Raw genomic sequence first — 24,416 nt, 5'->3', positions numbered from 1 at the left:
TCTCCTGGGTCCGCGGGGCACGGCCGGTCGGAACGTGGTTGTGGAGTGGCCTCCTCTGATAAGCCACCGTTTCGACCGGTCACCTTTTCTGCCCGCATATTGCAAAACAAAAAGGCCGGTCCATCGGGACCGGCCTTTTGCGTATCAGAGGCGGCAGGCGCCAATTATTTGATCTTCGTTTCCTTGAACTCGACATGCTTGCGAACGACGGGATCGTATTTTTTGATCACGAACTTCTCGGTCATGGTGCGCGAGTTCTTCTTGGTCACGTAGTAGTAGCCTGTGCCCGCGGTGCTCTCGAGCTTGATCTTGATGGCTGCTGGCTTCGCCATGGCACGAAATCCTTGGTGTTAGGCGGACAACACAAGGCGTCCGCAGAGATTCTGCTCGCAATCACGGGATGTGCGATTTGGCGGCAGACTACTCGCGCGCCGGCGTAAGTCAAGCCTGCTGTCGCAACTGCTAAGTGCAGAGCGGACAAGCGGGATTTGGCCGCCTAGCTGGCCTGGGAGCGCAGCTTGGCGTAGCGCCAGCCTGCAATGCAGCCATAGAGAAGCGTCATGGCGGCAAAAGCGAGCGGGAGGCCGTGTGGCGGGAAGAGTTCCATGGCGCCGCCGCCAAGGGCAGGCCCCGCAAGGCCGCCGAAATTATACATCATGATGAAGGCGGCATTGGCTGCCGCCAGATCGCCGCCCCGGAAGCGCTGGCCCAAAAGCGTGAGGCCGACAGTGTAGAGGCCTGTCGTGACGCCGCCGAAAACGAAGATGACGGGCATGACCAGAAACGTGCCCTGGACCAGCGGCAGCGTCGCGACGGTGAGCGCACCGATCAGGCCGCACATGACGAGAATCAGTCGCCGGTCCAGACGATCTGCCAAAAGGCCAAGCGGTATCTGGCTCAGGATGTTGCCGGCCGCGAAGGCAGTCAGCACCAGCGCGGCCATTTGCTCGGTTAGCCCGACGCGAAGGCCGTAGACGGGCATCAGCGTCATCGTGCCTTGCTCAAGGGCGCCGAAGGTGAAGGCTGCGAAGGTCGCGGTCGGGGCGACGAGCAGAAAGGCGAGAACGCCCCGGCTCTGGCCGTGTGCGGACACCTGACGCGTCGCCGGACCGGCAAGCGAGATCGGGATGCTCGCCAGTGCCACCAGAAACGCGATGATCGCGTAAGGCAGGAAACCCTCGGAACCCGCAGTCACCAGAACGAGAGGGCCGGTGGCAAAGCCGACGGCGAGCACAGTGGCGTAGATGCCCATCAGTCGCCCGCGCGTGTTGTCGTCCGCAAGCTGGTTGATGGTGGTTTCGCTGAGGACAAAGAGAATGACCAGCACCGCGCCGTTGACGAAGCGGATGGGGAACCAGACCCAGACATTGGGCACGATGTAGTAGGAGATGAGGCAGACGGCGGAAATCCACACCGAACCGAGAAGCAGATGTTTGGCGCTGAAGTGGCGGAGCAACAGGGGCAGGAAAGGCGTGATCAACAAGCCGCCGATCGCCGGGAAGGCGGAACTGAGGCCGATCATGAAGGGCGAGATGCCCTGGCGCTCGAGCGTCAGCGCGAGCAGCGGCAGCGACGCGCCAAGACCCATCGCGACAGCGGTGAGGCTTGCAATGGCGCTGACGATCCCGCGGCGCCGGTCGGCGACGGAAAGAGCGGATGTGGCTTCGTCGGTCATGTCATTTGTCATCGTGCGAGAGAGCCTCAGGCGCGGATGACGGGCCTGTTGTTGCGGTATGAGTAGAGGGGAATGCGCGGCCGCGCGGTGGTGGCACCATAGCCTGCAAGCACCTCGCGCAGCACGAATTCGGTGACGTCGATCACCGGCAATTTCAATGCGTCGCTGATCGGATACCAGTCGAGTTCTTCCAGCTCGCCGCTGCCGGCAAGCGTGCCCCGGACCGCATTGGCCGAGGCTGCAAAGAAGCGCGCATGGAAACGGATGGGGCTTGATGCGGGCGTTATCGCACGCGCAAGACCCGTCAATGCATCAAGGCGTGGGGCTACGCCAAGCCCGTGGAAGTGCGACCAGGATGGGCCGCTATCGGCACCCACATCGCCGGGAGCGGCAAGGATGAGGCCCGTTTCCTCGAAGGTTTCGCGGATGGCGGCCATGGCGAGCGCCTGAGACTTCGCGCCGAAGCTTGCGGCTGGCGAAAGCGGCGTTGCCGGGCGTGCGCGCAGATCGTCAGGATCGAGTTTGCCGCCGGGAAAGACGAACGCGTCCGGGATGAACTTCATCCGCGAGTGACGTTTGCCCATCAGGATGCGCGGCTCGGCCTGTGTCGTGTCGATCAGAACAAGGCTGGCTGCGTCGCGCGGGCGTACGGGCGAGGTTGCTTGAGACATCAGACGCTCAGCATGTCGCGGATGGCCTGATTTTTCCGGAAATGAATGAAGGGCACGGCGCGCGCTTTTTGCGCGGCGCTCGTCAGACGCAGGCGTTCGTCGATCTCCGCAAGGATCGTGCGTGTGATGTTGGGGAGATCGAGATCCTGCGCGTCCTTGATGCTGATCCAGTGCAGGCCCTGCAATTCGCCAGAGCCGGCAACCTTGGAGGGATCGCCATGAATATGCTCGGCATCGGCGATGAAGAAGCGCGTGTCGAAGCGGCGCGTGCGATAGGGCGGCGTGATGGCGCGGGCGACGAAATCGAGCGCGCTCAATGCCGGTGAAACGCCGAGCGAAAAATAAGCGTCCCAATCCTTGTGCTTGCTGCGCTGGGGCGAGTCGATGAGCCGCCCGACGGCGAGGCCCGTTTCCTCGAAGGTTTCGCGGATGGCCGCCATGGCGAGTGCGCGCGCGCGATTTTCGGTTGGCGTACCGCGCATCCGCGCGAGCAGCAGCTTGGCCACATCGTTGCGAAGTTCTTCAGCGGGGCGTACGCGGCTATCCACCGGATCGACGCGGCCGCCGGGGAAGACGAATTTGTTCGGCATGAATTTGTGGCTCGCATGGCGCTGACCCATCAGCACCTGCGGCACCGAACTGTCATTGCGAACGAGGATAAGCGTAGCGGCATCGCGGGGGCGCACTGCGGGGCCCGCCGTTCCGTCGCGAAATTCCTGCTCACGTGATTTCTTGGGGTCAAACGCCCCTCCTGCCGCCTCTGTCATGCGCTTCGGTTCCCGGTGCTTCAATGCCGTTATAGGTGCAGGATGCCTGCCGGGCGGCGCAGTGTCCAGAAGTGTGCGGGGTGTCAGTCCTGCGGAGTGCCGTCGAAGCCGTGCATCCGGGCCCCCCATTGCAGGCCGACAATCGAGCCCTTGATGCGTGGCAGCAGGATGAGCGACAGCGCCACCGTCATGGCAGGCCAGATCGCGATATGAATCCAGATGGGGGGCATATAGGCCATTTCGACAGCCAGCATCAGCGGCACGACGATATGGCCGACGATCATGATTGTGAAATAGGGCGGGGCATCATCTGCCCGGTGGTGGTGGAGTTCTTCATGGCAATGCGGGCAGTTATCTGCGACTTTCAGAAATGCTCTGAAGACCTTGCCGTTGCCACACGCCGGACAACGCAGCATGAAGCCACGCAGCATTGCCTGCCATAGAGACCGGGCCTCGGGGCGCGTAGCCTCGAAGATTTCGGGCTCATGAATGTCCACAATGCTGCTCATCGGATCCCACTGAATATTTATTGCTTCAGCATATGGGTCTTATTCGCTTGATGAAAGAATGTGGCAGGTTGCCGCGCGACGGACTGACAAGTCAGCTCTTGCGCGAACGCCCGGGCGTTGCCTTGCCTTTGCCGGGTTTTGCGCGTCCCGGTTTTGGCTTTGACGCACCACGACGCGGATTGTCCTTGCCGGTACCGGACTTGCCAAACCCCTGGCGGCCAGCCGGTTTGCCGGGACGCCCGCCTTCGACAATGTCGAAGCGAAGGCCGCCGGTGATCGGCACGGCCTCTTCGAGGCGGACTGTCACCTGTTCGCCGAGACGATAGGTGAGGCCCGAGCGCTCGCCGACGAGGGCGTGGCGTGCTTCGTCATGGTGGAAATATTCTGTACCGAGATTTGAGATCGGTATCAGTCCGTCGGCGCCGGTTTCCTCGAGCTTCACGAAAAGCCCGAAGCGCGTCACGCCGGCAATGCGGCCGCGGAACTCGGCGCCGATGCGCGCTTCGAGGAAAGCGGCGATGAAGCGATCATTGCTGTCGCGTTCTGCCAGCATCGAGCGGCGTTCCGTCATCGAAATATGTTCGGCGATTTCGGCCATTGCCGAAACCTCCTCATCCGATTGGCCGTCTTTGCCCTGACCGAGCGCGGAAATGAGCGCGCGGTGAACGACGAGGTCCGCATAGCGACGGATCGGCGAGGTGAAATGCGCGTAATGGCGCAGGTTCAATCCGAAATGGCCGATATTGTCCGGCGAATAAATGGCCTGCGCCTGCGAGCGCAAGACAATGGTCGAAACCATCTGATCGAATTCGGTGCCGTCGACATCCCTCAGGATCTTGTTGAAGGTGGCGGGCCTCGTGACCTGACCCTTGGCGATGCTCATATCGAGCGTTTTCAGAAACTCCGCCAGGGCGGCAAGCTTCTCGCGCGACGGCGCATCGTGAATTCGGTAGACGAGCTTGCGCTGTTTGTGCTGCAGCGTTTCGGCTGCGCAGACGTTGGCTTGAATCATGAACTCTTCGATGAGTTTCATCGACTCGTATTTTTCCGCGATGTGGATTGCGGCGATGCGGCCGACAGGGTCGATCTCAGCCTTGTATTCGGGCAGATCGAGATCGAGCGGTCCGCGCTTTTCACGCGCAATGCTCAATGTCTTGTAGGCATCCCAAAGCGGCTGCAGCACCGTCTCGAGCAATGGCCCGGTCTTGTCGTCGGGCGCGCCGTCGATGGCTTCCTGCATCTGGCGATAGGTGAGGCGGGCGGCAGAGCGCATCAATCCGCGCAGGAATTCGTGGCTGCGTTTATTGCCGTTGCGATCGAAGATCATGCGTACGGCGAGACAGGGACGCTCTTCCTTTTCACGGAGAGAGCAGAGATCGTTCGAGATGCGTTCAGGCAGCATAGGCACGACGCGGTCGGGGAAGTAGGTCGAGTTGCCGCGCTTGCGCGCCTCGCGATCCATCGGCGAGCCGGGGCGCACATAGGCGGCGACATCGGCAATGGCGACGATGACGACATAGCCGCCCTCATTTGCCGGATCGGTATCGAGCGCTGCCCAGACGGCATCGTCATGGTCGCGAGCGTCCGTCGGGTCGATGGTGACGAGCGGTATGTCGCGCAGGTCCGTGCGGCCTGAAATGTCTTTTGCTTCAGCCGCCTCGGCTTCGCGGATCACGCTGTCAGGAAATTGATCGGGGATGCCATGCGTATGGATGGCAATGAGGCTGATCGACTTCGGATCGCTGCTCTTGCCGAAGACTTCCTTCACGCGCGCGCGCGCAAGTCCGTAACGCTTGCCCGGAACCGTTTCGGCGAGCACGAGATCGCCGTCCTTGGCGTTTCCTGTATCGTCGCGACCGATTTCAAATTCCGTGCGCACGCGCTTGTCCACGGGGACGATGCGTCCGCCTTCCGAGCCGCTGCGAAAGAGGCCGAGAACCTGTTCGGCGCCTTTGCCGACACGGCGAATGACGCGCGCCTCGTAGTCGTAGATCTCGCCTTCTTCAGTCGTCTTGGTGAGGCGGGCAAGTACGCGATCGCCGATGCCTGCCGGCGGTTCGGCGTCGCGCTCCGCTGTGCGGCCTTTTTTGGGTTCGGGCGTAATGACGATGCTGGGGGCGGCGAGTGTGCTTTTCCACTCAAGCGGGCGCGCAACGAGTTCGCCATCGGTGTCGCGATGCGTGATCTCTATGAGCAATACGGAGGGAAGCTCTCCGGTGCGATGGATCTTGCGGCTTTCGCGTTTTTCGAGAAGGCCCTCTTCCGCCATCGCCTTCAGCATTTGCTTCAGGGGGATGCGGTCCGCGCCCTTGATGTTGAAAGCGCGCGCGATTTCGCGCTTGCCGATAGGTGTTGCGCTCGACGAAACAAATTCAAGAATTTGTTCGCGCGAGGGCAGTCCTTGCTCCCGGTCGCGCTTGCGCGGCGCGTCCTTTTTTTGGGGTGGCTTGCGGTCGGCCACCGGTCAGTCCGCCGCAGCGGCAGAGCGAGGCTTCGCTTTGGCCGCAGGTTTCTTGGTTGCTGCCTTCTTCGCAGGCGTTTTTTTGGCGGCCGTTTTTTTGGCGGCAGGTTTTTTTGCTGCGGCTTTCTTCTCCGGCTTCTCGGCGGCGTCCGCTTTCTTGGGTGCCGCTTTCTTTGCCGGTGATGCCTTTTTGGCGGGCTTTTTCTTGCCGCCGCCTTGCGCTTCGCGCGCGGCGATCAGCGCGACTGCGTCAGCCAGCGTCACCTTTTCAATGTCCGCGTCCTTGGGGAGCGTGGCATTGGTCTTCTCGTGTTTTACATAGGGGCCGTATTTGCCATCCATGATCTGGACGGGCTTGCCGCCTTCGGGATGCGGCCCGAGTTCGCGCAAGGCTTTCGGCCCGCGCGGCTTGCCGCCACGTGCCTTCTTTTCGGCGAGTTCGGTCACGGCGCGATTGATGCCGATGGTGAAAACCTCTTCCGGGCTTTCGAGATTGGCATAGGTGCCGTCATGCAGCACGAAGGGACCGAAGCGGCCAAGACCTGCCGTGATAGGCAAACCCGTTTCGGGATGCAGGCCGACTTCGCGCGGCAAAGCGAGAAGCATCAGGGCTTTCTCAAGATCGATATTTGCAGCGGACACGCCGAGCGCCTTGGGAATGCCGGAGCGTTTCGGCTTGTCGCCTTTTTCTTCCGGCTCACCGAGCTGGATATAGGGACCGAAGCGGCCCGACTTCACCAGCACGGGCTTGCCCGTGTCGGGATCGACGCCGAGCACGCGGTCGCCCGCTGCGGCTTCGCCATCCGCACCGACGGTGAGCTGGCGCGTGAAGCGGCATTCGGGATAGTTCGAGCAGCCGACAAAGGCGCCGAACTTGCCGACCTTGAGCGAGAGTATGCCGTCGGTGCAGGAGGGACATTTGCGCGGGTCGGTGCCGTCGCCCTGATCGGGGAAGACGTGCGGCCCGAGCACATCATTCAAGCGGTCCAGAACTTCGGTGATGCGAAGCTCCATGGCCTGGCTGACGGCGACAGTGAAGTCGGTCCAGAATTCGCGCAGGACCTGCTTCCAGTCCAGCTCACCTGCCGACACCTTGTCGAGCTTTTCTTCGAGGCCAGCCGTGAAATCATATTCGACGTAGCGCGTGAAGAAGTTTTCAAGGAACGCCGTGACGAGACGGCCCTTGTCGTCGGGCACGAAACGGCCCTTGTCCATGTTGACGTAGTTGCGGTCGCGCAGCGTCTGCAACGTCGAGGCATAGGTGGACGGGCGGCCGATGCCGAGTTCTTCCATGCGCTTGACGAGTGTCGCTTCCGTGAAGCGCGGCGGCGGCTCGGTGAAATGCTGGTCGGCGCGCACATCTTGCAGGCCGAGCTTGTCGCCGCGCAAAACCTTCGGCAGACGGCCATCGTCATCGCCTTCTTCCGGCTCGTCGCGCGTTTCCTGATAGAGGCGGAGGAAGCCGTCGAAGACAACGACGGAGCCGGTGGCGCGCAGGCCGATCTGCTGTTCGTCCGCTTCGATTTCGATGGTCGTGCGCTCAAGCTGCACGCTTTCCATCTGGCTGGCGATGGTGCGGTTCCAGACGAGTTCGTAAAGGCGGCGCTGATCGTCATCCAGCATCTTGGCGACGTGCTTGGGCAAGCGCGCGAGATCGGTCGGACGAATGGCTTCATGCGCCTCTTGCGCGTTCTTCGCCTTGGTCTTGTAAATGCGCGGCGCGGAGGGGAGATAGGCCTCGCCGAATTCATTGTTGATGACGGTGCGCGCCTGCGCGATCGCTTCATCGGCGATTTGCACACCGTCGGTTCGCATATAGGTAATGAGGCCGGTCGTCTCGCCGTCGATTTCGAGGCCTTCATAGAGGCGCTGCGCGACCTGCATCGTGCGGCTCGCGGAAAAGCCGAGCTTGCGGGAGGCTTCCTGCTGCAACGTCGATGTGGTGAAGGGCGGGTAGGGATTGCGCCGTGCCGGTTTGCTTTCGACCGACTTGACCGAGAAGCGCGATGCCTCGATGCGCTTGACGATGTTGTCCGCAGTCGACTTGTCCGGGATGTCGAACTTGTCGAGCTTCTTGCCGTCGAGATTGACGATGCGCGCGACGAAAGGCGCGCCGGATGCGGTCTGGAAATCGGTTTCGATCGTCCAGTATTCCTGAGCGCGGAAGGCGTCGATTTCGAGTTCGCGATCGCAGATGAGGCGGAGCGCAACAGACTGAACGCGGCCGGCCGAGCGCGCGCCCGGCAGCTTGCGCCAGAGGACGGGCGAGAGCGTGAAGCCGACGAGATAGTCGAGAGCGCGACGCGCGAGATAGGCGTCGATCAGTTCCTTGTCGAGGCCGCGCGGATTGGCCATGGCCTGAAGCACGGAGTTTTTCGTGATCGCGTTGAAGACGACGCGCTCGACATGGACGCCCTTCAAAACCTTCTTGCGGTTGAGGACTTCTAGCACGTGCCAGGAGATCGCTTCGCCTTCGCGATCAGGGTCGGTTGCGAGAATGAGTTTGTTTGCGCCTTTGACCGCTTCCGCGATGTCGTTCAGCCGCTTCTGCGACTTCGGATCGACATCCCAGGCCATGGCGAAGTCTTCGTCGGGCAACACCGAGCCATCCTTGGATGGCAGGTCGCGGACATGGCCATAGGAGGCCAGGACCTTGAAGCCTTTGCCAAGGTATTTGTTGATCGTCTTCGCCTTTGACGGCGATTCAACAATGACGACGTCCATGTGGCGCTTGAACTCTCTTTATATACCCAGGTGGTGGCCGCGTTCGTCGGCCGCAAAAGGTCAACGAGCAGTCCAGATAGTCTGGTTGCCATGAATAGAGAAGGGATAATTCACGCCGCCGCTGGCTTATGCAGCCGTGCGAGAAGATGGGGAAAAGCCACATCGCTGTCAAATGTCGCAGAAATCCGCCGATTTTCCTGGAGGAAGCCGATTTGGAGCAAATTCGGCTATTCCTGGGCCCCATGCTGAATTAACCATTTCAATAGGCGGAAAGTTATGAGATAGTTCTAAGGATGTAGTTCATAAAATACATCAAACGGTCTGTTCTAAGCATTCGGGAGGCGGGAGTTGCATGCTGAGGAACTCGAGGGAGGGAGCGGTGATCGATATTTCGCCGCTGATGAATGGGGCGGAGCCGGTTCAACGAGGGCGCGACGCTGGCTCAAGCGGGGATGAGGATGCAGCGAGCTATCTGTTCGAGTTGCTTGTGGCAGCCCGGCGGCTCGCGGTCATGCGCCGCCATAAATTTCTGGCCTATCTGATCGGCATGGCTGCCGAGGAAGCGCGGCTTCTTACGCAGGGTCGCTCCGCTGCTCGGCCCGCAACGGCGAAGGCTGCGCGCTAGGCGTAGTCTTCGGGGAGCAGGCTGACCCGGTCGCCCGTATCGCGGTGCAGGCGGCCTGCAAGGTCCAGTTCAAGCAGGACAATGCGGACCGTCGGCACGGACAAGCCGGTTTGCCGGACAATTTCATCCACCATGATGGGCGTCGGCCCAAGCGCCGAGATGATGCGCTTGCGGGTCGCTGCGTCCGGCTCGGGCGTGCGCGTGGTCGCTGCGGCGAAGGTGAATGGCTCCGGTTCGAAGAGCTGGCGCGCAACCGGCGAATCGAGCGCGGCGATGATGTCGTCGGCATTCTCCACCAGTGCGGCGCCTTGTTTGATGAGGCTGTTCGAGCCGCTGGCGCGCGGGTCGAGCGGCGACCCCGGCACGGCGAGAACGTCGCGGCCTTGCTCCAGCGCGAAGCGTGCGGTGATGAGCGAGCCGGAGCGCATGGCGGCTTCCACGACAACGACGGCGAGTGAAAGGCCGGAGATGATCCGGTTGCGGCGCGGAAAATGGCGCGCTTGCGGGCGCGTGCCGGGCGGCATTTCGCTGACGAGTGCGCCGCGAGTGCCGATTTCTTTTTGCAGGGCGCGATTTTCTTCCGGATAGACGACATCGAGGCCGCCGCCGACAACGCCGATGGTTCCGCCCGACAGCGAGGCGCGATGCGCGGCTGCGTCAATGCCGCGTGCGAGGCCGGATACGACGACGAAGCCTCGTTCGTTGAGATCGCGCGCGATCGTTGCCGCGATCTTCGCCCCTGCGGCAGAAGCATTGCGCGAGCCGACCATCGCAATCGATTTGCGCTCGAGGAGATGCGCTTCACCCATCACCGAAATGACGGGCGGCGGCGGGTCGAGCGTGGCGAGGCGGCTTGGAAATGATTTCTCGCCGACGACGATGAGCCTTGCGCCCAGCGCTTCAGTCGCCTTGATTTCGCGTTCGGCTTCGGCGCTTGAGGGGATGCGCAACGCATTTTTTCTGCCGCCGCGCGAGGCGAGGGCAGGGAGCGCCTCCAGCGCCTCGACGGCACTTGGCATGTGTTGCAACAGATCACGAAATGTCACGGGGCCAACCGTGTCGCTGCGCGCAAGGCGCAATCGCGCGATGCGTTCGGCCTCGGAAATGCCGGAGCTCATTAGTTCGAGCCGATGCGCGATTCTGTGCCGGAGGTGAGGCGGCCGATATTGCCGCGATGGGCGATATAGATGAGCACGACAAGCACGATGCTCAGCGGCAGCAGATCGAAGCGGCTGAACAGCGCCAGATAGATTGGCGTTGCAAGTGCGGCGATGAGTGCCGCCAATGACGAATAGCGGAAGATGGCGGCAACGGCGAGCCAGGTGACGCAGAAGAGAAGCCCGACGGGCCAGAAGAGCGCGAGATTGATGCCGATGAAAGTCGAGATCCCCTTGCCGCCCTTGAAGCGAAGCCAGACCGGGTAGAGATGGCCGATAAAAGCTGCAGCGGCAGCCATCATCGCCATCGGAAGGGCGAGGGTGGCATCTGGCGCGATGTAGAGAGCCGCGAATACCGCGACAGCGCCTTTGCCCGCATCGCACAGAAATGTGCCGCCAGCGACCCAGCGATTGCCTGTGCGCAACGCATTGGTCGCGCCGATATTGCCCGAGCCGATGTCACGAATGTCACCGAGACCAGCCATGCGCGTGAAGATCAGGCCGAAGGGGATCGAGCCCAGCAGATAGCCGAGCAGAAGTGCAATGGCGAACCATGGCCAATTGGCGCTGTCACTCAGTAAGCTGATCATCATTTCCCCCGCTCCCATTTCCGTCTGATCTTATCCGTGGCGCTTCATCGACGCCAGCCCATCGTGCCAAAGCTCGATATGGAAATTTAGTGGAGGCGCGAACTAGTCGCGGACGTAGACCGTTCGCCCGCCGACCACTGTGCGCAAGGCATGGCCTTGCAGGCGACGGTCTTCAAAGGGGGTGTTCTTGGAAATCGAGTGAAGCTTTGAGGCTTCGACGATCCACGGCACGCCTGCGTCGATGAGGACGAGATCGGCGGGAAGTCCGGCGGCGAGACGGCCCGTCTGCAAGCCGAGCAGATCGGCAGGCACATGCGTCATTGCGCTGAGCAGGCGGGCGAGCGGCATGTCGCCATTATGGACAAGCGCAAGGCTCGTGGGCAGCAGCGTTTCAAGCCCGATGGCGCCGAAGGCGGCTTGCGCGAAGGGGCGGCGCTTCACTTCCGGGTCTTGCGGGTCGTGGCCCGAGACGATGACGTCAATGGTGCCGTCCGCGAGGCCTGCGACGAGGGCGCGGCGATCCGCTTCCGAGCGCAGCGGCGGCGACAGCTTGAAGAAGGTGCGATAGGACTGCACATCGTTTTCGTTGAGCGCAAGATGCGCTGCCGACACGCCGCATGTCACCTTGAGACCATGACGCCGCGCGCGGGCGATGATTTCGACCGATGAGGCGCAGGATATTTGCGCGACGTGGTAGCGACCGCCGGTCAGTTCCAGCAGGCGCAGGTCGCGCTCGATCATGATGGTTTCGGCGGCGGACGAAATGCCCGCAAGGCCGAGGCGCCCTGCAAGTTCGCTTTCGTTCATCACGCCGCGCGCAAGCTCTGGTACTTCCGCATGCTGAACGATGAGCGCGTTGAAGTGAGCGGCATAGGACAATGCGCGGCGCATGATCTGCGCATCGGCAATGGCACGGTCGCCATCGGTGAAGGCAACGGCGCCCGCTTCCTTCAACAGGCCGATTTCCGTCATCTCCTTGCCGTTGAGGCCCTTGGTCAGGGCGGCCATCGGATGGATGTTGACGATGCCTGTGTCGCGGGCGCGGCGTTCGATGAAATCGACCAATGCAACGTCGTCGATCACCGGATTGGTGTTCGGCATGACGATGAGCGTCGTCACACCGCCTGCGGCAGCGGCGAGGCTTGCCGTGCGCAAGGTCTCGCGGTGTTCGGCACCGGGCTCGCCGGTGAAGACGCGCATGTCGATGAGGCCGGGCGCGAGCAGATGGCCGCGGCAATCGACGATCTCGACGCCGTCGGGGATGCTGTCGCTGAAAAGGCCGGGGCCGAGGTCGGCAATCTTGCCGTCTACAACCAGCAGATTGCCGCGCGCATCGAGACCGGATGCAGGATCGAGCAGTCTCGCGTTGATGAAAGCGGTTTTGGTCATGCCTTTGCCGCCCATGGCTGGCGCTCGTTCGGCAGGTTGCGGGCAAGCGCATCGAGAACGGCCATGCGCACGGCGACGCCCATCTCGACCTGTTCGCGAATGACGCTGCGGTTGATGTCGTCGGCGACGGCGCTGTCGATTTCGACGCCGCGATTCATCGGGCCGGGATGCATGATGAGCGCGTCGGGCTTGGCGCTGGCGAGCTTGTCGTAGTCGAGGCCGTAAAAGTGGAAATACTCGCGCTGCGAGGGCACATAGGAGCCTGACATGCGCTCAAGCTGCAGGCGCAGCATCATCACGATGTCGCAGCCTTCGAGGCCCTTGCGCATATCGTGAAAGACTTCGACGCCGAAACGCTCGATGCCGGTCGGCAACAGGGTCGGCGGTGCGACGACGCGGACGCGGGCGCCCATGATGTTGAGTAGCAGAATATTCGAGCGTGCGACGCGGCTATGAAGGATGTCGCCGCATATGGCGACGGTCAGGCCTTCGAGATTGCCCTTGCGGCGGCGGATGGTCAGCGCGTCGAGCAGGGCCTGTGTCGGATGTTCGTGGCTGCCGTCGCCCGCATTGATGACCGAGCAGCTCACCTTTTGCGCCAGAAGCTCGACCGCGCCGCTGTCGCCATGACGGATGATGATGAGATCTGGATGCATGGCGTTCAGCGTCATCGCCGTGTCGATCAGGGTTTCGCCCTTTTTGATCGAGGACGAGCTGACCGACATGTTCATGACGTCGGCGCCGAGGCGCTTGCCCGCCAGCTCGAACGAGCTTTGGGTGCGGGTGGAGGCCTCGAAGAAGAGATTGATTTGTGTGCGACCGCGAAGGACGGAGCCTTTTTTGTCGACCTGGCGGTTTTGCTCGACATAAGTGTCGGCGAGGTCGAGAAGCGCGGTGATATCACTCGCGGAAAGCCCCTCGATCCCCAGCAAATGCCGGTGTGGGAAAAGGGGGACGGGTTGTTTATCCGCGTTGGTCATTAAAGCCGCATTGTATAGGTCCGATTCCTGAACGCGGCAAGGTGGAATTGTCGCACTGGTGACGCAGAGGTCTTCCCGGCGTGCTAGCATTCCAGCCTGCCGGACCAGCAGGAGACACGCTCATGACAACGATCCGCACTTTTGCAACGCATGAAGTCTTCAACCAGCCACCGCCGCTGGAGCATTACAACCTCTATACGTCCGATAATGCGCTTCTTGAAACGGTAGAGCGCGAGGGTGGGCAAGCGGCGCGTGCTTCGTTGACGGCATTCGGGGGGCGGATCGGCACGCCAGAAGTGATCGATCTGGGGCGGCAGGCAAATACCTATCTGCCGGTGCTGAAAAGTTTCGACCGTTTCGGCCATCGCATCGACCGGGTGGAGTTTCATCCCTCCTATCATCAGCTCATGGCGCTGTCGGTCGAGCAGGGGCTGCACGGCTCGCCCTGGGACCATCTGAAGGATGGGAGCAAGGCGAAGCCCGGCGCAGTCGTCTCGCGTCTTGCGGGCACCTATATGATGACGCAGATCGAATCCGGTCATGGCTGCCCGATCACCATGACCAATGCGGCTGTGCCTGCGCTTCTCTTTCAGCCCGATCTCGCGAAGGAATGGATACCTCGCATTCTCTCGCGCAAATATGACGAGCGCTTCGTTCCGGCGAGTGACAAGGCTGGCGTGACCTTCGGCATGGGCATGACCGAGAAGCAGGGCGGCACGGATGTGCGCGCAAATACGACAGTAGCGCAGCCGGTCGGCAAGGGCGGGCCGGGCGGCGAATATCGCATCACCGGGCATAAGTGGTTTTTCTCCGCGCCCATGTGCGACGCGTTCCTCGTGCTGGCGCAAGCGCCGGGCGGCATCTCGTGTTTTCTGATGCCGCGCTTCACGCCTGACGGGGTGGAGAATGCGATTGCGATCCAGCGCCTCAAGGACAAGGTCGGTAACAAGTCGAACGCGTCGTCGGAGGTTGAGTTTCAGGCGGCGTCTGCCTGGCTCATTGGCGAGGAAGGCCGGGGCGTTCGCAACATCATCGAGATGGCAACCTATACGCGGCTCGACTGTGCGGTGGCGTCGGCGGGCATGATGCGGCAAGCGGTGGCGCAGGCCGTTCATCATTGTTCCTATCGTACCGTTTTTCAGAAGAAGCTGATCGATCAGCCGTTGATGGAAAATGTTCTTGCCGATCTCGCGCTGGAAACGGAAGCGGCGACGGCGCTGTCGTTCCGCGTTGCGCGGAGCTTCGACCGTGCGGCGGACGATGAGGCGGAAGCCGCTTTCCGTCGCATCATGACACCGGTCGCGAAATACTGGGTGTGCAAGCGCGCGCCGAACCTCGCCTATGAGGCGATGGAGTGCCTTGGCGGCAATGGTTATGTGGAGGAAGGCATTGCGGGGCGCATCTATCGTGAGATGCCGGTCAATGCGATCTGGGAAGGTTCCGGCAACGTCATGTGCCTTGACGTGCTGCGCGCATTGACGCGCGAGCCGCAGGCGCTCGATGTCGTGCTGGCGGAGTTCGAGGCCGCGCGCGGCGCGAATGTCGCCTATGACGGGGCGCTTGATGCGCTGAAGGATGCGTTCACGGATTTGGGTTCGCTTGAGGCGCGTTCGCGTCAGATCGTCGAGGCGATGGCAAAGATCGCTGCGGGTTCGATCCTCGTGCGTCATGCGTCCGCAGCGGTGTCGGATGCTTATTGCGCGACACGGCTTGGGCGTGACTGGGGCGATATTTACGGGACGCTGCCGGTGGGTGTGGATCAGCGGGCGATTGTGGAGCGGGCGCGGCCGGTGCATTGATGTGAGCGAGGTGGCGTTCTGTCTCTTGCGTCATGCCCCGACTTGATCGGGGCATCCATCTTCGGTCGCTGAAAGATGGATCACCCGGTCAAGCCGGGTGATGACGACGGGGAGGGAATGTCTGTCTTACCCAAACACCCACAGCATCAGCGGCATCGTCACAACCGCCAGCACCGTCCCGCCGGTGATGAGGCTTGCCATCAGTTCCATGTGGCCGCCGAGCTGGCGCGCGAGGACGTAGGATGATGTGGCGCCGGGAACGGCGGCGCAGATCAGGACGACGAGGCGCGGCAGGCCGGTGACGTCGAAGAGCCAGCAGAAGCCCATCATCATTGCAGGCATGGCGATCAGTTTCAGCGTGCTGGTAAACAGGACGGCCCACTTCGCTTCCAGGATATGCCCGATGCGAAGACCACCGCCGACGGCGATCAGGCCGAGCGTCAAGGAAGCGTCGCCAAGAATTTTCGTCGTTATCGAAAGCGGGCCGGGCAGGCCGATGCCGGTCGCATTGAGGAATATTCCGGCGATGCAGGCGAGGATGAGCGGGTTCTGGGCGAGCAGTTTGAAAAGCGCGACGGGGCCCGATGACATGCCAAGCGCATAGCGCGTCAGCACCATGACGGAGAGCGTGTTGACCAGCGGCACCAGCACGGCAAAAGCCACAGCGGCCAGCGTTACGCCGTCACTGCCGTAAAGCGCCGCGATGGCAGCGAGTGCGACGAAACTGTTCCAGCGCGCCGCGCCTTGAAAGATGCTTGAGAATTCCGGCCCGTCGATCGGCAGAAAGCGTCGTGCTGCCAGCAACAGGGCAACCATGGTAAGCAGGCCCGCTGCAAGTGCAGACGCCATGGGCCATACGTCGAAGCTCGCGAGGTTCGCTGTCGCGAGCGTGTGAAGCAGCAGGCCGGGAAAGAGGACGTAATAGTTCAACTGGTCGAGCGGCAGCCAGATGCCTTCACCGGGAAAGCCTGCGCGCCTGATCGCAAAGCCGAGCGCGATGACGAGAAAGATGGGGACGAGTGAATTGAGGATCGAAAGCACTCAGCGCCTCATGGGAAAGGTGTCGGGCCAGCTTCGGCGTCGTGTAGCACTTCCGGCGAAATTTCATCAAGCGAGCGCCGCGCCGTCTCGGGCAGGAACAGCAGAACCGGAATGATGGCAAGCGGCGCGGCGGCAAGCAGAATGACGATCGCCAGAGCGTGAGAACCGACGACGGCATAGAGCGCGCTTTCGGCGGCGAGGCCGGCGATGCTCGCGGTCACATTGATGACGCCGCGTGCTGCCGCCGAGGTCGAGCGGTAAGAGGTCGGAAAAAGTTCGCTGCCAAGAGCCGACAAGGTGACTTCGGAAGCGAAATAGGTGAAGAGCGCGCCGATCCAGCTTGCGACGAGAAGCCTCGGGTCGGAGGTGAGATAGAATACGTAGAAGAGCGACACGGCAAGCGTGATGCTGACGGTCAGCACCGCGCGTCGGCCGATACGGTCGCTCAGGCGCCCGGCGATGAAGTAGCCGATGATCGCTAATGCGCCGCCGAAAAATTGCAGCGTGCCGACCTGTTGCGGCGTGTAGCCATGCGTTTCCTGCAGGAACTTCGAAATGAAGGCGAAGGTCGCCGACAGCCCGAATGAATAGGGGGCCGTGGTGGCGACGAGGGCCGCGAAACGTCCGGGATAGGCACGCGCCAGCGAGACGATGGGCGTGAGATGGTCACCGAGGCTGCGGCGCATGGAGGTGCGGGCGGCACGCAGGTCGGTGAAGCGTTGCGTCTCCTTCAACTGGCGCCGCGCAAGCAGGATGATGACGAGGCCCGCCGCGCCGATCAGATAGAAATCCCGCCAGCCGTGAGGCAGAACGTCAATCTGCGTGTAGAGCAGCGAGGAGAGGCCGTAGCCGAGCGTGCCAAGCGCCGCCAGTCGCCCGAGCGCCCAGCCGCGCATGCGCGCGTCGATCTCTTCGGCGACGATGACGTAGCACAGCATGTCTTCGGCATAGCTGAAGCAGCGGGCGAGGGTTTGCAGAACCAGAAACTGCAAGTCGGTCTGGGCGAAGGCGGTGAGAACCGTCGCGATGGTCATGCCGGAGATGGTGATGAGCAGGAGCCGCTTGCGCCCGACAATGTCGGCCATGAAGGCCAGCGGAAAGGCGAGCAGCACGCCGAAGCGGATGATGCCGGTATAGAAGCCGACATTCTGTTCGGGGATTTCGAGGGAGGCTTGTATCTGCGGCAAAGCGAGGGAGAAGATGCCGAGGTCGTAATTGTTGATGAGGAGCGAGCTGCCGACGAGCAGCAAGAGCAGGCGCTGTTCGCTCGGCAACCTGTATGCGGCTTCTGTCAATTCGGCGTTCCCCTCCGAAGCGCTTCGCTGAACCTTTCCTCCTTATACGCTGCGCAACCGTTCCAGAGCACCCTGGAGGATGTAGGCGGCCGCCATTTTGTCCACGACTTCGGCGCGCCTTGCGCGGCTCGTGTCGGCCTCGATCAAGGTGCGCGTCACGGCGGCGGTCGACATGCGCTCGTCCCAGAAGGCGAGAGGCAGGGGCGAGAGCTTTTCGAGATTGCGGGCGAAGGCGCGGGCGGATTGCGCAGCCGGGCCTTCCGTGCCGTCCATGTTGACGGGAAGGCCGACGACGAAGCCGCCCACCTGATGTTCGGCTGCAAGGGCGAGAAGGCGCGCGACATCGGCGGAGAATTTGGTCCGGCGGATCGTTTCCAGCGGACTTGCCACGGTCAGCGTCACATCGGTGAGCGCGAGGCCTATGGTTTTAGACCCAAGGTCGAGGCCCATAAGCCTTTCGCCCCGTTTCAGGGCCGCCCGAAGCTCGCTCAGGTTCTTCACATTGCCGCTCAAACCTGTGTTTCCCTTGTAAAATTCCCGGTTCGCCGGACCATAAGAGGGCTGAAGGTCGCGCGCAACGCGTTATCCTCATATATAGAGAGCGGTATCGTTGCGGCAGGGCATCCGGCTTTGTTATGTTCCGCCCGAATCCTAGAGAATGGGAGCCATATGACCAGGCGGGCGACGATCCGCCGGACAGGCTTCTTTCTGAACCAGAACAAAGGCACCTCATGTCCGTCGATCAGAACACGGTCCGGCACATCGCCCGGCTTGCGCGGATCGCAGTCCGGGAAGATGAGCTTTCGGCTCTCGCTGGCGAGCTCAACACAATCCTCGATTGGGTCGAGCAATTGAGCGAAGTCGATACCAAAGGCGTCGAGCCCATGACGAGCGCGGTCGAAGTGACCATGAAGATGCGCGAAGACGTTGTGACGTCGGGCGACCTCCAGAAAGAGGTGACGATGAACGCGCCGATATCCGAGGACGGCTTTTACGTCGTGCCGAAAGTGGTGGAATGATGAGTGACCTGACAAAGCTGACGCTCGCCGGCGCGCGCGACGCGCTGAAGAAGAAAGAGATCACTTCGGTCGAACTGACCGGGGCCTATCTCGCTGCGATGGAAGGCGCGAAGGCGCTCAATACCTATGTGACCGTGACCGCCGACAAGGCGCTCGACATGGCAAAGGCATCGGATGCGAAGCTCGCCAAAGGCGAGGGCGGCGCGCTTGAGGGTCTGCCGCTCGGCATCAAGGACCTCTTTGCGACCAAGGGCGTGTTGACCACGGCCTGCAGCCACATCCTCGACGGCTTCACGCCGCCTTACGAGTCGACGGTGACGTCGAACCTGTGGCGCGACGGCGCGGTGATGCTCGGCAAGCTCAACAATGACGAGTTCGCCATGGGCTCGTCCAACGAGACGAGCTTCTACGGGCCGGTCGTCAATCCGTGGCGGCGCAATGGCTCGGACACGAAGATCGTTCCGGGCGGTTCGTCGGGCGGTTCGTCGGCTGCGGTTGCGGCGCGGCTCTGCCTTGCGGCGACGGCGACCGATACGGGCGGCTCCATCCGTCAGCCGGCTGCCTTCACCGGCACGGTCGGCATCAAGCCGACCTATGGCCGTTGCTCGCGCTGGGGCGTTGTCGCCTTTGCCTCGTCGCTCGATCAGGCGGGCCCGATTGCGCGCGACGTGCGCGACGCGGCGATCATGCTCGGCTCGATGGCTGGCTATGATGAGAAGGACTCGACCAGCGTCGATCGTCCTGTGCCGAATTACGAAGCGGCGCTCGGTCAGGGCGTGAAGGGCCTCAAGGTCGGCATTCCGAAAGAATATCGGGTCGATGGCATGCCTGCCGAGATCGACGCGCTGTGGACGCGCGGCATCGAATGGCTGAAGGCGGCAGGGGCAGAGATCGTCGATGTCAGTCTGCCTCACACCAAATATGCCCTGCCGACCTATTACATCGTCGCCCCTGCCGAATGCTCGTCCAACCTCGCGCGCTATGACGGCGTTCGCTACGGGTTGCGGGTCGAAGGCAAGGACATCACCGATATGTATGAGAAGACCCGCGCGGCGGGCTTCGGCGCAGAGGTGAAGCGGCGCGTGCTCATCGGCACTTATGTTCTGTCGGCGGGCTATTACGATGCCTATTACCTCAAGGCTCAGCAGGTGCGCACGCTCATCGCGCGCGACTTTGCGGAGGCGTACAAGAAATGCGACGTGCTGCTGACCCCGACGGCGCCGTCGGCGGCTTTCGGCATCGGCGAGAAGACGGCCGACCCGCTGTCCATGTATCTGAACGACGTGTTCACAGTAACGGTGAACCTTGCGGGCCTGCCCGGCATTTCGGTGCCTGCCGGACTTTCGAGCGACGGCCTGCCGCTCGGGCTTCAGCTCATCGGCAAGACTTTCGACGAAGAAACACTCCTGCGCGCAGCCTATGCGCTTGAAGAAGCGGCCCAGTTCAAGGCCGAACCGACTGAATGGTGGAAGGCATGACCGTGAATATGCAGCACCGCGAACCCCGCAACGAAGACCTCATCAAGGGTGCGACGGGCGATTGGGAGATCGTGCTGGGCCTTGAGGTTCATGCGCAGATCGCGTCCAGGGCGAAGCTCTTTTCGGGCGCGTCCGCCGAGTTCGGCGCCGAGCCGAACACGCAGGTGAGCCTTGTCGATGCCGCCATGCCCGGCATGTTGCCCGTCATCAATCGCTATTGCGTAGAGCAGGCGGTCAAGACCGGCCTCGGGCTTCGCGCGCAGATCAATCTGCGCTCCGTGTTCGATCGGAAGAACTACTTCTATCCGGATCTGCCGCAGGGCTACCAGATATCGCAGTTCAAGAGCCCGATTGTCGGCGAAGGCGTCGTCGTGATCGATCTTGCCGGTGGCCGTTCGGTTTCCGTCGGCATCGAGCGGCTTCACATGGAGCAGGATGCGGGCAAGAGCGTGCACGATCTTTCGCCGTCAAACAGCCTCGTCGATCTCAATCGTTCGGGCGTTGCGCTGATGGAAATCGTGTCGAAGCCCGACATGCGCTCGTCCGACGAGGCGCGCGCCTACGTCACGAAACTCCGCACAATTCTGCGTTATCTCGGCACATGCGACGGCAACATGGAGGAGGGTTCTCTCCGTGCGGACGTTAACGTTTCGGTGCGCCGTCCGGGCGGCCCGCTCGGCACGCGCTGCGAAATCAAGAACGTCAATTCGATCCGTTTCATCGGCCATGCCATCGAATACGAAGCGCGTCGGCAGATTGAAAGCCTTGAAGAGGGCGGCAAGATCGCCCAGGAAACGCGCCTCTTCGATCCGAAGAACGGCGAGACGCGCTCCATGCGCTCCAAGGAAGAGGCGCATGACTATCGCTACTTCCCCGATCCCGATCTTCTGCCGCTCGTACTGGTGCAGGCCGACGTTGACCGCATCGCAGCAAGCCTGCCCGAACTTCCAGACGACAAGAAGGCGCGCCTGATGTCGGAGTACGGCCTGTCGGCCTATGACGCGACCGTTCTGGTCGGCGAACGTGCGACTGCGGACTACTACGAAGCGGTGGTGAAAGGCGGCAAGTCGGGACGCGATGCGAAGCTCGCGGCGAACTGGGTGACGGGCGATTTGTTCGGCGCGTTGAACCGCGAAGGGCACTCCATCGAGGCCTCTCCGGTGTCTGCAAAGCAGCTCGGAGAGCTCGTCGATCTCATCTCCGACGGCACGATCTCGGGTCGAATCGCGAAGGAGGTTTTTGATTCGATGTACAAAACCGGTCGCGACCCGGCCGAAATCGTCGAAAAAGATGGCTTGCGTCAGGTGACGGATACGGGAGCGATCGAGGCGGCCATCGATGCCGTCATGGCTGCGAACCCCGACAAGGTCGCGCAAGCAAAAGAGAAGCCTGCATTAGCAGGCTGGTTTGTCGGTCAAGTCATGAAATCCACGTCTGGCAAGGCTAATCCGCAAGTCGTGAATGAAATTCTCGCGCGCAAGTTGGAGCTTTCGTCCGAGGGCTGACAAAAAAATACGACTCTCTCCTGAACGATTTGTAAACCACTTTCCGCAGAAAGTGGGCCGCACCTGCTTGCACAAAATTGCAACAGTGTGTTGCGGAGATGATTGACCACGCTCATATTATTTACGCGTCCAAGGGGTACTTGGCCGCGAGGAGTGTGTGCGTTGCGAGTCAACGGATTGTCGCCGGACGAAAACGGCACATCAGGAGCTAGAGAAAACATGGCTACGAAAGCAAAAGCTAAACCAGCCGCCGCCAAAAAGACGGCAGCGAAAAAGCCTGCCGCCAAGAAGACGGCAGCAAAGAAGCCCGCAGCTAAGAAGCTCGCCGCCAAGACGACGGCCGCGAAGAAGAAGCCTGTTGCGAAGAAGAAGCCGGCTGCTGCAAAGAAGCCTGCCGCTGCCAAGAAGAAGCCGGCCGCCAAAAAGGCAGTCGCCAAGAAGACGGTAGCCAAGAAGGCCGTCGCGAAGAAGAAGCCGGCTGCTGCAAAGAAGCCTGCCGCCGCGAAGAAGAAGCCGGCCGCCAAGAAGGCAGTCGCCAAGAAGACGGTTGCCAAGAAGGCCGTCGCCAAGAAGCCGGTTGCCAAGAAGAAGCCCGCTGCGAAGAAGAAGCCGGCTGCGAAGAAATAATGACCGTTAGTCGCCGGCCTGCCGCAAGGAGTGCGGCGGCCACGCGCCCTTCCAAAACGGCCAGCCCTGCAAAGCGGGGCAAGGCCAAGCCGATCGAGCTCTATTACTGGCCAACTCCTAATGGCTGGAAGGTCTCGATCATGCTGGAGGAGTGCGGTCTGCCCTACGCGGCAAGGCCGGTGAATATCGGAGTTGGCGACCAGTTCAAGCCGTCCTTTTTGAGGATCGCGCCGAACAATCGGATGCCAGCCATCGTGGATCCGGATGGTCCAGGGGGAAAACCGATCTCGATCTTTGAGTCGGGGGCAATCCTTCAATATCTCGGCCGAAAGGCGGGAAAGTTTTATCCCGCGAACGAGAGGCAGAGAGTTGAGGTCGACCAATGGCTATTCTGGCAGATGGCTGGGCTTGGCCCCATGGCGGGTCAAGCCCATCATTTCCGCCAGTACGCCCAAGAAAAAATCCCGTACGCGATCAAACGCTATACCGACGAAGTGAACCGGCTCTACGGCGTCATGAACAGACGCCTGAAGGATCGGGACTATCTCGCCGGACGCTACTCGATCGCGGACATGGCCTGCTGGGGCTGGATCGTACCTTACAAGAACCAGGGCCAGCAGCTCACAGACTTTCCCTACCTTAAGGACTGGTTCGAGCGGGTCAGTGCTCGCCCGGCCGTTCAGCGAGGTTTTATCCTTGGACGCGAATGGCGCCAGGGAACACTCGGGGACAAGACGAAAGACGCCGAAAAGGCTCGCAAGATCCTGTTCGGGCAACGCGCACAATGAACGATATGGGTGACGGGTCGGACTAATCCTCCGGCCCGCCACTTGCCAAGCACCAGCGCGTCCGGGAAACTGGGCGCGCTGGTGGTGTTTTCAGCAGCGTAAAAGTGAAGAGGGACTGCCGATGCGTTTCAAAACCTGGATTGCGACGGGATTGGCGGTTTGCGCCCTTGGCATTTTCGCGGGCTCGGCCCAGGCCAACGAAGTGACCGGCAGCGGCTCGGTCGTCATGAAGGACAAGTTCCATAGCAAGAATGCGTGGGGCTCGAACCTCACCCTTCCGCGCGACGGCAAGATCACGCGCGTCATGGACGGCACTTACGGCTTCGACATTCGCACCGTCGATGGTGTGCAGGTTGCGAGCTTCCTCGATCCGCAACAGGCGGTCGGCCTGTCGCTGCCCGCGGGCACCTATGTCATCGATCCCTATGTTTGCACGCAGCATCGCCATCACCACATTGAAGTGACGGCATCTTATTGACCACTGCGGACGGGGGAGCGGGCGATGATTGATCTCTATACATGGACGACGCCTAACGGGCGCAAAGCATCGATCATGCTTGAGGAATGCGGACTCGACTACGCAGTGCATCAGATCAACATCGGCAAGAACGAGCAGTTCGCACCTGAGTTTCTGAAGATCAGCCCGAACAATCGTATCCCCGCCATTGTCGACAATGATGCGGAAGGCGGCGCGCTTTCTGTTTTCGAGTCAGGTGCGATCCTGATTTATCTCGCCGAAAAAACCGGCAAGTTTCTGGCGCCGAAAGGCGCGCAGCGCGTCAAGGCGCTGGAGTGGTTGATGTGGCAGATGGGCGGCGTCGGTCCGATGTTCGGCCAGCTCAATCATTTCATGAACGCCGCGCCGGAAAAAATTCCCTATGCGATCGAGCGCTATCAGAACGAAGCCGCGCGCCTGATGCGAATTCTCGACAAGCGACTGGGCGAAGCGCAGTACCTCGGCGGGGATTATTCGATTGCGGACATCATCACCTATCCGTGGGTGGCGCCCGCCTTTGACCTGATCGCCAAGGCAAAGCCGGATGTGGTCGGCGAGGGCGCCAATACGCGGCGCTGGCTTGCGGCTGTCGGCGCTCGGCCCGGCGTTCAGCGCGGCATGGCGGTGCCGAAAGTCTGATCGTCAAAGCCGATTAAACAAAATGACTGGCCGATCACACCGCCATTTATAGCGAATGGCGCGTTAACCATTTTTTCAGCGAAGGGATGAAATGCTTCTGCCGGGCAAGGGCGACCTTGCGGGTGGTCGAGTGGTGCCGCGCTGAAACAGATGCTTGCGGACCGCGATTTTTGGAGGTGGG

Annotated in this window: 23 protein-coding genes; 9 read left to right on the top strand and 14 right to left on the bottom strand. The window is 61.6% G+C overall.

From position 1 onward, the window contains the following. Positions 1–164: 164 nt before the first annotated feature. The 7 genes from rpmG to topA all read right to left on the bottom strand — a co-directional run bounded on the left by rpmG (position 165) and on the right by topA (position 8,807). Positions 165–332 (bottom strand): 50S ribosomal protein L33, encoded by a 168-nt coding sequence (rpmG, locus tag WA943_RS02145; protein WP_424468186.1) that lies wholly within the window; start codon positions 330–332, stop codon positions 165–167. Between the two features lie 164 nt (positions 333–496). Beyond that, entirely contained in the window at positions 497–1,675 is a 1,179-nt protein-coding gene (locus WA943_RS02140; RefSeq protein WP_424468185.1) for an MFS transporter, read from the bottom strand. 26 nt (positions 1,676–1,701) lie between these two features. Beyond that, a complete protein-coding gene (locus WA943_RS02135) occupies positions 1,702–2,346 on the bottom strand; it encodes an NUDIX hydrolase (RefSeq protein WP_424468184.1) in 645 nt (214 codons plus the stop codon). Further along, complete coding sequence (locus WA943_RS02130) at positions 2,346–3,113, bottom strand: NUDIX hydrolase (RefSeq protein WP_424468183.1); 768 nt, start codon at positions 3,111–3,113, stop codon at positions 2,346–2,348. Before WA943_RS02130 ends, WA943_RS02135 begins: the two co-directional genes overlap by 1 nt. Before the next feature lie 83 nt (positions 3,114–3,196). Beyond that, on the bottom strand, positions 3,197–3,610 hold the full coding sequence (locus WA943_RS02125) for a DUF983 domain-containing protein (RefSeq protein ID WP_424468182.1): 414 nt from the start codon (positions 3,608–3,610) through the stop codon (positions 3,197–3,199). A gap of 103 nt (positions 3,611–3,713) precedes the next feature. Beyond that, the gene (gene rnr, locus WA943_RS02120; protein ID WP_424468181.1) at positions 3,714–6,083 is read right to left on the bottom strand and encodes a ribonuclease R; all 2,370 of its coding nucleotides are present in this window, start codon (positions 6,081–6,083) and stop codon (positions 3,714–3,716) included. Positions 6,084–6,086: 3 nt separating this feature from the next. Continuing rightward, positions 6,087–8,807: a type I DNA topoisomerase gene (gene topA, locus WA943_RS02115; RefSeq protein ID WP_424468180.1), complete on the bottom strand. Its 2,721-nt coding sequence runs from the start codon at positions 8,805–8,807 to the stop codon at positions 6,087–6,089. A gap of 379 nt (positions 8,808–9,186) precedes the next feature. On the opposite strand from topA, the gene WA943_RS02110 reads away from it, so the two are divergent. Next, positions 9,187–9,432: a hypothetical protein gene (locus WA943_RS02110; RefSeq protein ID WP_424468179.1), complete on the top strand. Its 246-nt coding sequence runs from the start codon at positions 9,187–9,189 to the stop codon at positions 9,430–9,432. Here the strand turns inward: WA943_RS02110 and dprA are convergent. The 4 genes from dprA to WA943_RS02090 all read right to left on the bottom strand — a co-directional run bounded on the left by dprA (position 9,429) and on the right by WA943_RS02090 (position 13,548). Then, positions 9,429–10,550, bottom strand: coding sequence for a DNA-processing protein DprA (dprA, locus tag WA943_RS02105; RefSeq protein ID WP_424468178.1), 1,122 nt, complete (start codon positions 10,548–10,550; stop codon positions 9,429–9,431). The genes WA943_RS02110 and dprA overlap by 4 nt on opposite strands. Continuing rightward, positions 10,550–11,179 (bottom strand): glycerol-3-phosphate 1-O-acyltransferase PlsY, encoded by a 630-nt coding sequence (gene plsY / locus WA943_RS02100; RefSeq protein WP_424468202.1) that lies wholly within the window; start codon positions 11,177–11,179, stop codon positions 10,550–10,552. Before plsY ends, dprA begins: the two co-directional genes overlap by 1 nt. Before the next feature lie 102 nt (positions 11,180–11,281). Then, positions 11,282–12,568 carry a dihydroorotase gene (gene pyrC, locus WA943_RS02095; protein WP_424468177.1) on the bottom strand — a complete coding sequence of 429 codons (1,287 nt, stop codon included), beginning with the start codon at positions 12,566–12,568 and terminating at the stop codon, positions 11,282–11,284. Then, positions 12,565–13,548 (bottom strand): aspartate carbamoyltransferase catalytic subunit, encoded by a 984-nt coding sequence (locus tag WA943_RS02090; RefSeq protein WP_424468176.1) that lies wholly within the window; start codon positions 13,546–13,548, stop codon positions 12,565–12,567. The genes pyrC and WA943_RS02090 overlap by 4 nt, the downstream gene beginning before the upstream one ends. Positions 13,549–13,670: 122 nt before the next feature. On the opposite strand from WA943_RS02090, the gene WA943_RS02085 reads away from it, so the two are divergent. After that, positions 13,671–15,347, top strand: coding sequence for an isovaleryl-CoA dehydrogenase (locus WA943_RS02085; RefSeq protein ID WP_424468175.1), 1,677 nt, complete (start codon positions 13,671–13,673; stop codon positions 15,345–15,347). Positions 15,348–15,473: 126 nt separating this feature from the next. On the opposite strand, the gene WA943_RS02080 is transcribed toward WA943_RS02085, so the two are convergent. Genes WA943_RS02080 through ruvX form a run of 3 tightly spaced genes read right to left on the bottom strand, consistent with a single transcriptional unit; the run spans position 15,474 to position 18,133 of the window. After that, positions 15,474–16,388: an AEC family transporter gene (locus tag WA943_RS02080; protein WP_424468174.1), complete on the bottom strand. Its 915-nt coding sequence runs from the start codon at positions 16,386–16,388 to the stop codon at positions 15,474–15,476. Positions 16,389–16,396: 8 nt separating this feature from the next. Further along, entirely contained in the window at positions 16,397–17,683 is a 1,287-nt protein-coding gene (locus WA943_RS02075; protein WP_424468173.1) for an MFS transporter, read from the bottom strand. Between the two features lie 42 nt (positions 17,684–17,725). After that, positions 17,726–18,133, bottom strand: coding sequence for a Holliday junction resolvase RuvX (gene ruvX, locus WA943_RS02070; RefSeq protein ID WP_424468201.1), 408 nt, complete (start codon positions 18,131–18,133; stop codon positions 17,726–17,728). A 281-nt stretch (positions 18,134–18,414) separates the two neighbouring features. Here ruvX and gatC point away from each other — a divergent pair, with 281 nt between their 5' ends. From gatC to WA943_RS02035, 7 genes are all read left to right on the top strand, one after another. Continuing rightward, positions 18,415–18,702 carry an Asp-tRNA(Asn)/Glu-tRNA(Gln) amidotransferase subunit GatC gene (gatC, locus tag WA943_RS02065; RefSeq protein WP_424468172.1) on the top strand — a complete coding sequence of 96 codons (288 nt, stop codon included), beginning with the start codon at positions 18,415–18,417 and terminating at the stop codon, positions 18,700–18,702. Continuing rightward, positions 18,702–20,180: an Asp-tRNA(Asn)/Glu-tRNA(Gln) amidotransferase subunit GatA gene (gene gatA, locus WA943_RS02060; protein WP_424468200.1), complete on the top strand. Its 1,479-nt coding sequence runs from the start codon at positions 18,702–18,704 to the stop codon at positions 20,178–20,180. Before gatC ends, gatA begins: the two co-directional genes overlap by 1 nt. Next, entirely contained in the window at positions 20,177–21,685 is a 1,509-nt protein-coding gene (gene gatB, locus WA943_RS02055; RefSeq protein WP_424468171.1) for an Asp-tRNA(Asn)/Glu-tRNA(Gln) amidotransferase subunit GatB, read from the top strand. Before gatA ends, gatB begins: the two co-directional genes overlap by 4 nt. 102 nt (positions 21,686–21,787) lie before the next feature. Continuing rightward, positions 21,788–22,312 (top strand): histone H1-like repetitive region-containing protein, encoded by a 525-nt coding sequence (locus tag WA943_RS02050; protein WP_424468170.1) that lies wholly within the window; start codon positions 21,788–21,790, stop codon positions 22,310–22,312. After that, on the top strand, positions 22,312–23,100 hold the full coding sequence (locus WA943_RS02045) for a glutathione S-transferase N-terminal domain-containing protein (RefSeq protein ID WP_424468169.1): 789 nt from the start codon (positions 22,312–22,314) through the stop codon (positions 23,098–23,100). The genes WA943_RS02050 and WA943_RS02045 overlap by 1 nt, the downstream gene beginning before the upstream one ends. A gap of 121 nt (positions 23,101–23,221) precedes the next feature. Continuing rightward, positions 23,222–23,578, top strand: coding sequence for a hypothetical protein (locus tag WA943_RS02040; protein WP_424468168.1), 357 nt, complete (start codon positions 23,222–23,224; stop codon positions 23,576–23,578). Positions 23,579–23,602: 24 nt separating this feature from the next. After that, complete coding sequence (locus tag WA943_RS02035) at positions 23,603–24,235, top strand: glutathione S-transferase N-terminal domain-containing protein (RefSeq protein ID WP_424468167.1); 633 nt, start codon at positions 23,603–23,605, stop codon at positions 24,233–24,235. The last annotated feature ends 181 nt before the right edge of the window (positions 24,236–24,416 follow it).

The sequence above is a fragment of the Parvibaculum sp. genome (assembly GCF_049651025.1).
In the GTDB taxonomy this organism is placed as follows: Bacteria; Pseudomonadota; Alphaproteobacteria; order Parvibaculales; family Parvibaculaceae; genus Parvibaculum.
This window is presented reverse-complemented; position numbering and strand designations above follow the sequence as displayed.